The organism is Pseudomonas sp. MF6755, assembly GCF_016405635.1.
GTDB lineage: Bacteria > Pseudomonadota > Gammaproteobacteria > Pseudomonadales > Pseudomonadaceae > Aquipseudomonas > Aquipseudomonas haemolytica.
This window is the reverse complement of the sequence record NZ_JAEKDA010000008.1, coordinates 122,965-135,671: the sequence shown is the minus strand read 5'-3', so window position 1 is coordinate 135,671 and position 12,707 is coordinate 122,965. Positions and strand designations below refer to the sequence as shown.

11 protein-coding genes are annotated in these 12,707 nt (G+C 61.2%); 6 read left to right on the top strand and 5 right to left on the bottom strand.

Translation table 11 applies throughout. The features are described from left to right. Positions 1-121: 121 nt before the first annotated feature. Positions 122-1,054: an iron-sulfur-binding ferredoxin reductase gene (locus JFT66_RS12395; RefSeq protein WP_034115800.1), complete on the bottom strand. Its 933-nt coding sequence runs from the start codon at positions 1,052-1,054 to the stop codon at positions 122-124. A 216-nt stretch (positions 1,055-1,270) separates the two neighbouring features. Between JFT66_RS12395 and JFT66_RS12390 the strand changes: the two genes are divergently transcribed. From JFT66_RS12390 to JFT66_RS12370, 5 genes are all read left to right on the top strand, one after another. Beyond that, positions 1,271-2,794: a fumarate hydratase gene (locus JFT66_RS12390; protein WP_005790979.1), complete on the top strand. Its 1,524-nt coding sequence runs from the start codon at positions 1,271-1,273 to the stop codon at positions 2,792-2,794. Positions 2,795-2,941: 147 nt separating this feature from the next. Further along, positions 2,942-4,699 carry an ATP-binding protein gene (locus tag JFT66_RS12385; RefSeq protein ID WP_034115801.1) on the top strand — a complete coding sequence of 586 codons (1,758 nt, stop codon included), beginning with the start codon at positions 2,942-2,944 and terminating at the stop codon, positions 4,697-4,699. A 2-nt stretch (positions 4,700-4,701) separates the two neighbouring features. Continuing rightward, on the top strand, positions 4,702-6,027 hold the full coding sequence (locus tag JFT66_RS12380; protein WP_198859343.1) for a sigma-54-dependent transcriptional regulator: 1,326 nt from the start codon (positions 4,702-4,704) through the stop codon (positions 6,025-6,027). Positions 6,028-6,311: 284 nt separating this feature from the next. Next, on the top strand, positions 6,312-7,631 hold the full coding sequence (locus tag JFT66_RS12375; RefSeq protein WP_034115803.1) for an MFS transporter: 1,320 nt from the start codon (positions 6,312-6,314) through the stop codon (positions 7,629-7,631). A 107-nt stretch (positions 7,632-7,738) separates the two neighbouring features. Next, complete coding sequence (locus tag JFT66_RS12370; protein ID WP_034115804.1) at positions 7,739-8,371, top strand: flavin reductase family protein; 633 nt, start codon at positions 7,739-7,741, stop codon at positions 8,369-8,371. 70 nt (positions 8,372-8,441) lie between these two features. Here JFT66_RS12370 and JFT66_RS12365 read toward each other — a convergent pair whose 3' ends face one another. After that, complete coding sequence (locus JFT66_RS12365) at positions 8,442-8,720, bottom strand: hypothetical protein (RefSeq protein ID WP_198859342.1); 279 nt, start codon at positions 8,718-8,720, stop codon at positions 8,442-8,444. 8 nt (positions 8,721-8,728) lie between these two features. Further along, entirely contained in the window at positions 8,729-9,070 is a 342-nt protein-coding gene (locus JFT66_RS12360; protein WP_198859341.1) for an antibiotic biosynthesis monooxygenase family protein, read from the bottom strand. A gap of 328 nt (positions 9,071-9,398) precedes the next feature. Here JFT66_RS12360 and JFT66_RS12355 point away from each other — a divergent pair, with 328 nt between their 5' ends. After that, positions 9,399-10,328: an AraC family transcriptional regulator gene (locus JFT66_RS12355; protein ID WP_034115807.1), complete on the top strand. Its 930-nt coding sequence runs from the start codon at positions 9,399-9,401 to the stop codon at positions 10,326-10,328. Between the two features lie 122 nt (positions 10,329-10,450). Here JFT66_RS12355 and JFT66_RS12350 read toward each other — a convergent pair whose 3' ends face one another. Further along, on the bottom strand, positions 10,451-11,920 hold the full coding sequence (locus JFT66_RS12350; RefSeq protein ID WP_034115808.1) for an ATP-binding protein: 1,470 nt from the start codon (positions 11,918-11,920) through the stop codon (positions 10,451-10,453). Continuing rightward, on the bottom strand, positions 11,910-12,644 hold the full coding sequence (locus JFT66_RS12345; protein WP_034115809.1) for a response regulator: 735 nt from the start codon (positions 12,642-12,644) through the stop codon (positions 11,910-11,912). The genes JFT66_RS12350 and JFT66_RS12345 overlap by 11 nt, the downstream gene beginning before the upstream one ends. Positions 12,645-12,707 lie beyond the last annotated feature (63 nt).

The following is a 12,707-nucleotide window of genomic DNA, read 5'->3' as shown; positions in this document are numbered from 1 at the left end:
GCGGGGCTTTTTGCATTTAAAATGCCGGTTTAGGTGTTGAACCGTCAGGCCTCATCGGGGGCAAGCCCCCTCCCACAGTTAATCGCGTACACCCGCAAAGCCTGTGCTCGACAGTCAGCGCTCAACCACGGGGCAGGAACACATCGGCCAGCAGTTGATTACGCGGCAATCCCGCCAGGAACAGGCGCTTGGAGAAGGCCTCGACGCTGGCAGGGTGCCCGCAGAGCAAGGCCAGCGTTTGCCGCGAAACCAGCCGCAGTTGCGCTAATGCCTGGTTCAACTCCGCCGCCGTCCATAGCTCCACCGTCAGGTTCCCATGCAGCGCGGCAAGCGCCGCCAGGGGTCCGGCCAGGTAATGAGCATCGGCATCATGGGCCAGGTGAATAACCCGGATAGCCCCCTGATGATCCTGGCGCAACGCCTCGCGCAATACGCCCCACAACGGGCCCAGGCCGGTGCCGGAGGCCAGCAGCCACAACGGCCGCGACTGCCAGTCAGGGTCATATTGCAGCGCCCCGCCACGCAACTCGCCCAGGCGTAGAGGCTCACCGACCTTGAAGTGTCGAGCGGCATCGCTGAATTCACCGGGTTGACGGCAGTCGATATGAAACTCCAGGTACGCGTCCTCCTGGGGCAAGCTGGCCAGGGAATAGGGGCGCGCCACCTGCCCCGCCCACACCACCAGATGCTGCCCGGCCCGATATCGCAGGCCGCGCTCCGGTTGCAGGCGCAGGCGCAGCACCGTTGAGTTCAGCCAATCGGCGCCGACCACTTGGGCCGCCAGACCGTCGCGCTGTGGGTCGAACGCTTCGACCTTGAGATCGCCGCTGACCCGGCACTGGCATGCCAGGCGCCAACCCTCCTGGCGTTGCGTCGGGCTCAGGGCCTCGGGCTGCTGGTCGTCAACGTCTCCCTGGCACCGCACCAGGCACGCGTGGCAACTGCCAGCGCGACAACTGTAGGGCACGGCCACACCCGCCTGATTCAAGGCATCCAGCAGGTTACTGCCGGTGGCGACCGACCAGTGGCGTTCGCCGACGTGCAGTTCAGGCATATGAGGTCTCGATCAATAGGTTTGCGCACAGGGAATCACGCCCGGCAGAGTTTGACCATAGTCGGGTGTATCGGCCACCGCGCCGGGTTATACTGCCGCGCCTTTTTAGCGTCGCGCCTGCACCACTTTGGCGTGCCTTGGAAAGATGGTTTCAGCCGACCGACGTAACACTGAAGCCACCTTTATTGAATGTTCCCTTATAGAGGAGCGCGACTCATGACCGTGATCAAGCAAGACGACCTGATTCAGAGCGTTGCCGACGCCCTGCAATTCATTTCCTACTACCACCCCGTTGACTTCATCCAGGCCATGCACGAAGCCTACCTGCGCGAAGAATCGCCGGCGGCCCGTGACTCCATCGCCCAGATCCTGATCAACTCGCGCATGTGCGCCACCGGCCACCGCCCGATCTGCCAGGACACCGGTATCGTCACCGTGTTCGTGCGCGTAGGCATGGATGTACGCTGGGACGGCGCCACCATGGGCCTGGACGACATGATCAACGAAGGCGTGCGTCGCGCCTACAACCTGCCGGAAAACGTCCTGCGCGCCTCGATCCTCGCCGACCCGGCAGGCGCGCGCAAGAACACCAAGGACAACACCCCTGCGGTGATCCACTACTCCATCGTCCCGGGTAACACCGTGGAAGTGGACGTGGCAGCCAAGGGCGGCGGTTCCGAGAACAAGTCGAAAATGGCCATGCTCAACCCGTCCGACTCGATCGTCGACTGGGTGCTCAAGACCGTTCCGACCATGGGCGCCGGCTGGTGCCCACCGGGCATGCTCGGCATCGGCATCGGTGGTACCGCCGAGAAGGCCGCGGTGATGGCCAAGGAAGTGTTGATGGAATCCATCGACATCCACGAGCTGAAAAAGCGCGGCCCACAGAACCGTATCGAAGAGATGCGCCTGGAGTTGTTCGAGAAGGTCAACCAACTGGGCATCGGCGCCCAGGGCCTGGGTGGCCTGACCACCGTGCTCGACGTGAAGATCATGGACTATCCGACCCACGCCGCCTCCTTGCCGGTGTGCATGATCCCCAACTGCGCCGCCACCCGTCACGCGCACTTCGTGCTCGACGGTTCGGGCCCGGCGTCGCTGGAAGCGCCATCGTTGGACGCCTACCCGGAAATCGTCTGGGAAGCCGGCCCGTCGGCCCGTCGCGTCAACCTCGACACCCTGACACCGGAAGAAGTGCAGAGCTGGAAGCCGGGCGAAACCGTATTGCTCAACGGCAAGATGCTCACCGGTCGCGACGCCGCACACAAGCGCATGGTCGAGATGCTGAACAAAGGCGAAACCTTGCCGGTCGACCTCAAGGGCCGCTTTATCTACTACGTCGGCCCGGTTGATCCAGTGCGCGAAGAAGTGGTTGGCCCGGCTGGCCCAACCACCGCGACGCGAATGGACAAGTTCACCCGCCAGATCCTCGAGCAAACCGGCCTGTTGGGCATGATCGGCAAATCCGAGCGCGGCCCGACCGCCATCGAAGCGATCAAGGACCACAAGGCCGTGTACCTGATGGCCGTGGGCGGCGCTGCTTACCTGGTGGCGCAAGCCATCAAGAAGTCGCGTGTGGTGGCGTTCGCCGAACTGGGCATGGAAGCCATCTACGAGTTCGACGTGAAAGACATGCCGGTCACCGTTGCAGTAGACAGCAAGGGTGAGTCGGTACACATCACCGGTCCTGCCATCTGGCAGAAAAAGATCAGTGAAAGCCTGGCGGTAGAAGTGCAGTAAGCACTTTTTCCACACGCATAAAGGCGACTGCGGCCCCACGGCCCAGTCGCCTTTTTTATTGGGGTGAAGGCGCTTGCTCCTACACCACAAAATGCAGTCCGGCTCATGGTATGGTGCTCGCCCCTTACCGCGCTTGTTCATCATCGTATGATCGTGATCCCTCGCCCTCTGCGTCTGACCTTTTACTCGCTGTTGATCATCGCCGGTGCGGTGCTGGCCGCTGCCTTGGCTACGCGTCATGCCGAACGCCAAGCCTTGGTGGATGACGCCGCTCGTGCCAATCAACAGCTGGCGTTATACGCCAACTCGCTGCACACCCTGATCGAACGCTACCGTGCCCTGCCCGCCGTGCTGGCCCTGGACTCGGAAATGATCCGCGCCTTGAAGGGCCCACTGGATAGCACCACCCAGGACGTGCTCAATCGCAAGCTCGAACGCATCAACGGCGCCGCCCAGTCCTCGACCCTGGAACTGATGGACCGCACCGGCCTGGCAGTGGCCGCCAGCAACTGGAACCTGCCCAGCAGTTATGTGGGGCACAACTACGCGTTTCGACCGTACTTCAGCCAGACCCTCAGCCAAGGCACCGGGCGCTTTTATGCGGTGGGGGTGACCACTGGCATTCCGGGTTACTTCCTCTCCAGCGCGGTGGTCGATGAACACGAGCAGTTCCTCGGCGCCATGGTGGTCAAGCTGGAGTTCCCCGAACTGGAACGCGAATGGGCCCAGGGTAATGACTTGCTGCTGGTCAGCGATGCGCGCGGCATTGTGTTTATTGCCAATCAGCCCGGCTGGCGTTATCGCAACCTGCGGCCGTTGTCAGAGAGCGACCTGGCTGAACTCAAGGCCACCCGTCAATACGACAAGAAACAGCTGCAACCGCTGGAAACCAACACCCTCCAGCACTTCGACGAAAACAGCCTTCTGGTGCGGGTCAACGGCCCGGACGGCAATGCTAATTACATCTGGGAATCCCTGCCGCTCAAGGCCGAAGGCTGGACCCTGCATCTGCTGCGCAAACCCCAGTTCGCCTTTGAAGACCAACGCAACGCCGGCCTGGCGGCTGCCGGTTCCTGGCTGGCGGTGGTGTTCCTGGTGCTGTTTCTCAGCCAACGCTGGCGCCTGGCCCGCTTGCGTCAGCGCAGCCGCGAAGAGTTGGAACAGCTTGTGGAAGAGCGTACCCAGGCGCTGCGCACCGCCCAGGATGGCCTGGTGCAGTCGGCCAAGCTGGCGGCACTGGGGCAGATGTCCGCCGCCCTCGCCCATGAGATCAACCAACCACTGACAGCCCAACGCATGCAATTGGCGACGCTGCGGCTGTTGCTCGACCACGGCCGGGTGGACGATGCCTACAAGGCGCTCACGCCGCTGGACGACATGCTCACGCGCATGGCCGCGCTCACCGGCCACCTCAAGACCTTTGCACGTAAAAGCCCCAGCGGCCTGCGCGAACGCCTGGACCTGGCCACCGTGGTCGACCAATCCCTGCACCTGCTGGATGCGCGCCTGCGCGATGAAACCATCGGCGTAGTGCTGGACCTGACACGGCCAGCCTGGGTACGCGGCGACGCAATTCGACTGGAACAGGTGCTGATCAATCTGCTGCGCAACGCCCTCGACGCCATGGCCGCCAAACCACGCAAGCGCCTGGAAATCCGCCTGCACGCCGATCAGCAGCTGTGGCAACTGACCGTCAGCGACAGCGGCGGTGGCATCGCCGAAGAACACTTGAACAGCGTGTTCGACCCGTTCTTCACCACCAAGCCGGTGGGTGACGGCCTCGGCTTGGGGCTGGCGGTGTCCTACGCTATCGTGCATGAATTGGGCGGGCGCCTGAGCGCCGGTAACCGTGGTGACGGCGCGGTATTTACCCTGACCTTACCGATTGCACTGGAGACGCCATAGCCATGTTGAACGCAGTGATTGTGGTCGATGACGAAGCCAGCATTCGCACAGCCGTCGAGCAATGGTTGAGCCTGTCGGGGTTTGAGGTGCAGCTGTTCAGCCGCGCCGAAGAGTGCCTGACGCAACTGCCCAAGGACTTTCCCGGGGTAATTTTGAGCGACGTGCGCATGCCCGGGCTCAGCGGCCTTGAGCTGCTGGCCGAGGTACAGCGGCGGGATGCCGACTTGCCGGTGATTCTGCTCACTGGCCATGGCGACGTACCGATGGCCGTCGAAGCCATGCGCGACGGTGCCTACGACTTCCTGGAAAAACCCTTCAGCCCGGATGCCTTGCTCAACAGCCTGCGCCGGGCGCTGGACAAGCGCGGCCTGATCCTGGAAAACCGCCGCCTTCACCAACAGGCCGATCACCGTGCACAACTGGAATCCAGCCTGCTGGGGGTGTCGCGCAGTTTGCAGAACCTGCGCCGCCAGGTGCTGGACCTCGCGACCTTGCCGGTCAACGTGCTGATCCGTGGCGAGACCGGCAGCGGTAAGGAGCTGGTCGCTCGCTGCCTGCATGATTTTGGCCCGCGGGCGAAGAAGCCGTTTGTGGCGCTCAATTGTGCAGCCATCCCCGAGCAGCTATTTGAAGCCGAGTTGTTCGGCCACGAAAGCGGTGCGTTTACCGGCGCCCAGGGCAAGCGCATCGGCAAATTGGAATACGCCCACGGTGGCACACTGTTCCTGGATGAAATCGAAAGCATGCCCCTGGCCCAGCAAGTCAAATTGCTGCGGGTGTTGCAGGAACAGAAGCTGGAGCGGTTGGGATCCAACCAAAGCATTCATGTGGATCTGCGCATCATTGCCGCCACCAAACCGGACTTGTTGGAAGAGGCTCGCGCCGGGCGCTTTCGTGAAGACCTGGCCTATCGCCTGAACGTCGCACAACTGCGCTTGCCGCCGTTGCGTGAGCGTCGCGAAGATATCCCGTTGCTGTATGAACATTTTGCGCACAGTGCTGCCGAGCGTTTGGGCCGCCATGTCGAGCCCTTGAGTGGGCCGCAGCTGGGGCGCCTGCTCAGCCATGACTGGCCGGGTAACGTACGCGAACTGGCCAACGTCGCTGAACGTCAGGTGCTGGGGCTTGGCGAGCCGGAACCGGAAGAGATCGAAGCCGGGCAATCGCTGGCGGCGCAGCAGGAGGCGTTTGAGGCGCATTGCCTGAAAGCTGCGTTGACTCGGCATAGAGGCGATATCAAGGCGGTGCTGGCCGAGCTGCAACTGCCGCGCCGCACGCTTAATGAAAAGATGCAGCGGCATGGGTTGGTGCGGGAAACATTTCTCTGACCTAGCTTATGTAGCGATTGTAAGGACGTCTTCGCGAGCAAGCCCGCTCCCACATTTCGATTTGTGAATACATTCAAGTGTGGGAGCGGGCTTGCTCGCGAAGGGGCCAGCAGCCATAAGCGGATTTCCGCTCACCACCTCAAATCCATCAGCAACTTTCCGCTCAAAAAACTCTTACAACCCTTCTATTCCGGGCCCTCATCTACCTGGCACAGCTCCTGCTATAGCCGAATCAGGCTGCGTTCGCGCCGCTCCATAAAAACAACTAGATGAAGGATCCTTCAATGGATAACTCCAACACCTTGCCTCTTGGATCGACGGCAGAAAAAACGCAGGGACGCACCACCTCCAGCCGGATCAAGTCGATCTTCAGCGGATCGGTCGGCAACATGGTCGAGTGGTACGACTGGTACGTCTACGCCGCCTTCTCACTGTACTTCGCCAAGACCTTTTTCCCCAAAGGCGACACCACCGCCCAATTGCTCAACACCGCCGCGATCTTCGCCGTAGGCTTCCTGATGCGCCCGATCGGCGGCTGGCTGATGGGGCTGTACGCCGACAAAGTCGGACGTAAAAAAGCCTTGATGGCCTCGGTGTACCTGATGTGCTTCGGCTCGCTGCTGATTGCCCTGAGCCCAGGTTATGAAATGATTGGTATCGGCGCGCCGATCCTGCTGGTGTTTGCCCGCTTGCTGCAGGGCCTGTCGGTCGGTGGTGAATACGGCACCTCCGCCACTTACCTCAGCGAGATGGCGACCAAGGAACGTCGCGGCTTCTACTCCAGCTTCCAGTACGTGACCCTGATCTCCGGACAGCTCATCGCGCTGGCGGTGCTGATCGTGCTGCAACAACTGCTGACCACCGAGCAGCTGTACGCCTGGGGCTGGCGTATCCCGTTCGCCATTGGCGCCCTGTGTGCAGTGGTCGCGCTCTACCTGCGTCGTGGCATGGAAGAAACCGAGTCGTTCACCAAGAAGGAAAAGGCCAAGGAAAGCGCAATGCGCACCTTGATGCGCCACCCCAAGGAACTGATGACCGTGGTCGGCCTGACCATGGGCGGCACCCTGGCGTTCTACACCTACACCACCTACATGCAGAAATACCTGGTGAACACCGTCGGCATGAGCATCTCCGACTCCACCACCATCTCGGCGGCCACGCTGTTCCTGTTCATGTGCATACAGCCGCTGGTCGGCGGGCTGTCGGACAAGATTGGCCGGCGGCCGATCCTGATCGCCTTCGGTATCCTCGGCACCCTGTTCACCGTACCGATCCTCACCACCCTGCACACCATCCAGACCTGGTGGGGCGCGTTCTTCCTGATCATGGCGGCGCTGATCATCGTCAGCGGCTACACCTCGATCAACGCCGTGGTGAAAGCCGAACTGTTCCCCACAGAAATCCGCGCCCTGGGCGTGGGCCTGCCGTATGCCCTGACGGTGTCGATCTTCGGCGGTACCGCTGAATACATCGCCCTGTGGTTCAAGAGCATCGGCATGGAGACCGGCTACTACTGGTACGTGACCGCGTGTATCGCAGTGTCGCTGATGGTCTACGTGACCATGAAAGACACCCGTAAGCATTCGCGGATTACCACCGACTAACTGTCCGACGTGGTAAAAACTGTGGGAGCGGCAGTGCGACGATTCGACTTACTCGCTCCCACATTGGATATGATGGCCGCCCCCAAAATTCAAAGCAGGACCGGCCCATGTCCGATGATATCCACTTCTATGAACCCGCCAACGGCCACGGTCTGCCCCACGACCCGTTCAACGCGATTGTCGGCCCACGGCCGATTGGCTGGATCTCGTCACACGACAGCGAAGGCCGCCTGAACCTGGCGCCCTACAGCTTCTTCAACGCGTTCAACTACATTCCGCCGATCATTGGCTTTTCCAGTGTCGGGCGTAAAGACAGCCTGAACAATATCGAACAGACCGGCGAATTCGTTTGGAACCTGGCCACTCGCTCGCTGGCCGAGCAGATGAACCAGAGTTGCGCAGCGGTATCGCCTGAGGTGAATGAATTCGAGTTATCCGGCCTTACGCCGGTGGCCTCGAAAGTCGTCGGTGTGCCACGGGTGGGCGAGAGCCCGGTGTCGTTCGAATGCAAGGTGACGCAGATCATCCAGCTGCAACGCGCCGATCAGCAGTTGGTACCGAGCTGGCTGGTGCTGGGCGAAGTGGTGGCGGTGCACATTGCCAAGTGGCTGCTAAAGGATGGGATCTACGACACCGCTGCCGCCGAGCCGATTTTGCGCGGTGGCGGCCCAGCGGATTACTTCCAGCTGGGGCCGGAAGCGCTGTTCAAGATGTACCGCCCAGGCGTCACAAAACCCTGACTGAAATGCAGTAAAAATATGGGAGGGGCGGTGCGGCAAGCCCCCTCCCACATTTGCTCATCTGTGTTGTTTAGTTCGCAGCAGTTGCCCAGCTCAGTCGGCCTTCTTCGTCCACATCGACCAGGCACTCAAGCTGCAGCGTCGCCGCATCATCGGCATCCGAAGCCGTCTTGAACTTCTGCCCATCAAGGATCTTGTGAAACTGCGGTGCACACATGCCATCCAGTGCCTTGACGGCAACGGCGGCGCTGTAGCCCTCTTCACCTGGTACTACGGCGGAAACGGCTTCGTGGTGGGCAAATTGTTTACGTGCCATGTTGCAGGTCCTGGCCAATGGAAAGTCGGCCATTGTAACCCTCAACCGGCGAGTTGCAGGTACTCGCCGTAGGCGTGTGCGGCGGATGCATCGGTGAAGGTCTGGAAGTCCATGCTGCTGACCACCATGTCGTTCAACAGCTCGGTGAAGATCATCAGGGCCGGAGAGCTGAAGTAGGCACTCATGGCCTGCTCGCTGCTCCAGAACCCCGACACCAGCCAGACATCGGGATCGACCTGGGAATGCTGCAACGAGAATTGCAGGCAACCCTGGGCCTGGCGACCCGGTTCAATCAAACTGCTCAAGCGTGCACCGAGTTCGGTGCTGCACCCGCTACGGGCGCGGATAAAGGCCATATGGCTCGCGGGAATGGGGGTGGACATGTTCGACTCTCCCGTTGAGAAGTGATGCTCGGCAAACACTGTGGGGGCGTGTTGCCACAGGATCAAAGATAACGACGTGGATGCGGGTGCGGTTAGTCAATTCCTGCAGGCTTATTGCACAATCCTGCGAAAAACGTAGAGAGGGCGTTTGGCATCGCTGATTCATTCCATGCACAGGCCCAGTGTTTCAGGGAGATGACAGCCTGCATGATTGCCTGATTCGCGACATATCGCAGGATCAGGCAAGGATCAGGCAGAATCGACGTAACACTATTTGAAAAGCCGCCACTAAGCTGAGCCCATCAAAGCAGCGTGTAGAGGACGCCCAATGCCGTCGCCCAATCCAAAGTCCACTCCCCTCGATGCCGAGATGGAGAAACAACGCGCCGAGCTGGCCAGTATCGTGCACCGCCATACCTGGGAAGACGGTTCCTACGGCACGGCGATCACCTCGCTGTACCTGAACCGCCACAACACGCCACGGGATTTCATGCCGGTGCTGGTGGAACCTGCGCTGTGCATCCTCGCCAGCGGCAGTAAGGAAGTGCGCCTGGCCGACGAAATCTTCGCCTATGACCCACTCAACTACCTGGTGTTTTCGGTGGCGATGCCCGTGGCCGGGCGGATCATTGATGCCACCGCCGAAGACCCCAACCTGTCGGTGCGCATCAACATCGACCCGGCGCAACTGACAGCCCTGATCGCAGAGGCAGGGCCGATGGGCGTGCCCTCGCGCCCGTCGACCCGCGGGATGTACGTTGACCGCATCGACCACCCACTGCTCGACGCGGTGCTGCGCCTGACTCGCCTGCTGGATACACCCAAAGACATCGCCATGCTCGCGCCGTTGATCAACCGGGAAATTCTCTACCGTTTGCTGCGTGGCCCACAGGGTTATCGCCTGTATGAAATTGCTGTGGCCAACAGCCAGAGCCATCGGGTCAGCCAGGCGATCAAGTGGTTGAACGGCAACTACGAACAACCGCTGCGCATCGACGATCTGGCCAAGGAAGTGAACCTGAGCGTCTCGACCTTGCACCATCGCTTCAAGGCGATCACCGCCATGAGCCCGCTGCAATATCAGAAACAACTGCGCTTGCAGGAGGCCCGTCGGCTGATGATTGCCGAAGGGCTCGAAGCCTCGGCGGCGGGGTATCGGGTGGGGTATGAAAGCCCGTCGCAATTCAGCCGGGAGTACAGCCGGTTGTTTGGCGCGCCGCCCCTAAGAGATTTGGCCCGACTGCGCCAAAGTATCTGACCGGATGAAGATCAAAATGTGGGAGGGGGCTTGCTCCCGATGGCGGTATGTCAGTCACTGATTTGTTAACTGAACCACCGCAATCGGGAGCAAGCCCCCTCCCACATTTGATCAGCGTGTGTTCAGTCTAAACCGCGGGGCAGTTGCAGGGTGACGCGCAACCCACCCTCGCGCAAATTCTGCAAACTCACCTCGCCCCCATGGCTATGGGCAATGTTGCGCGCAATCCCCAATCCCAAGCCGTAGCCCTGTTGTTGCCCGGCCAGGCGGAAGTGCGGTTCGAACACCTGTTCCAGCCTCTGTTCCGGTACGCCGGGGCCTTCGTCATCCACATGCAGGATGAACTGCGCGCCATCATCTTCGATATGTAAATGCGCGTTCTGCCCATACTTCAAGGCGTTGTCGATCAGGTTGCCGATGCAACGCTTGAGCGCCAGCGGCTTGCCGGGGTAAGCCGCCAGCGCCGCGCCATCCAGAGTCACGCGGCCATTGCCGTTGGGCGCCAGGTACGGCTCCACCAGGCATTCGAGTACGTGGTTGAGATCCACCGGCTGGATGTTCTCGTGGATGTCGGTGTCTTTCACGCACTGCAGCGCGCCTTTGACCAGCAGTTCCAACTCATCCAGGTCACGGCCGAACTTGGCTTGCAGGTTCTCGTCTTCGAGCAACTCCACACGCAGGCGCAGGCGGGTAATCGGTGTGCGCAGGTCGTGGGAAATCGCGCTGAACAATTGGCTGCGTTCGGTCAGGTAACGGCTGATGCGTTCGCGCATGGCATTGAACGCACGGCCCACTTCCACCACTTCACTGCCACCGCCTTCGGCCACCGGTTCTACATCGGCGCCCAGGGACATATCCCGCGCTGCCCGTGCCAGGCGCTTGAGTGGCCGGCTTTGCCAGTGCACCAGCAGGCCGATGAACAACAGCAGGAAGCCGCTGGTCAGCACGATAAACCACACTTGCTGGGACGGCAGGCCTTGTTCTTCAAGGCTGGTATAGGGCTCGGGCAACAGCGAGGCGATGTACAGCCATTCGCCGGGGGCGAGTTGAATCTGGGTGACCAATACCGGTGGGTTCACCGGCTCCAGGGTTAACGCGTAATGGGCCCAGGAGCGTGGCAGCTCGTCGAGCTTGAGCCCGGCATTGAAGATGCGCAGGTCTTCGGCGCTGACGAACTCCACCGAGATATGCACGTCGGCACCCAGGGTCTGGCGCAGCACTTCGTCCACCGCGACCAGTACCGCCTGTTTGCGCGGGGTTTCAGGTAATACCTGCATGTCCAGCGGGCGATCATTGAGGGTCACGACAAAACGGGTGCCGCCCATGCTGCGCAACTGGTCGAGGACCAACGGCCGATAGGCCACCGGTAGCGAACGAAAGTAACTCACGCTGGCAGTCATCGAATGCGCCAGGCTGCGGGCGCTGGTGACCAGACCCTCGAGCTGGGTGGCGCGCAATTGCGAAACCCAGATCACGCTGGACAGCGCCTGGGCGAACAGCACCGCCAGTAACGTCAGCAGCAACATGCGCCCCAGCAGTGAACGGGGCACCGGGAAGCGCCGGCGGCGCTCGCTTAAAGGCTCAGTGGGCATTGCCGGCAACCACGCTGGCTGCCAGTTGATAACCGCTGCCACGCACGGTGCGGATCAGCCTCGGGGGTTTTTCGGTATCGCGCAAGCGTTGGCGCAGGCGGCTGACGGCCATATCGACAATGCGGTCCAACGGCATCAGGTCACGCCCACGGGTGGCGTTGCCGATGGTGTCGCGGTCAAGGATCTGTTGCGGGTGGTCGAGAAACAACTTGAGCAAGGCGAAGTCGGCACCGGAGAGGATCACCTCTTCACCGTCAACGTGGAACAGCCGGTGGCTGATCATATCCAGGCGCCACTCGTCGAACACCAGCACATCGCCTCCGCTGCCGCGCTCCTGGCCAAACTGGCAGCGACGCAACAGCGCCTTGATCCGCGCCTGCAACTCGCGGGGGCTGAACGGCTTGCCGATATAGTCATCGGCGCCCAGCTCAAGGCCAATCACGCGGTCGGCTTCATCGGAACTGGCAGTGAGCATGATGATCGGCACCTGCGCCTGGCGCGGGTGCTGGCGGATCCAGCGGCAAAGGCTGAACCCATCTTCGTCCGGCAGCATTACATCGAGGATGACCAGGTCGCACGGCGCCTCGTTCATCGCCTGACGGAACCCCGCACCATCCGGCACGCCACGCACCTGGAAGCCGGCGCGACTGAGGTAGGTTTGCAGCAATTCGCGGATTTCCTGGTCGTCGTCGACGAGGAGAATGGATTTACTGATTACGCTCACGGGGTCCTCCTTGTTGTTATGGCCAAGCTTAAGTCATTTGTTGCTCTTGAGGCCGCTTTCGCG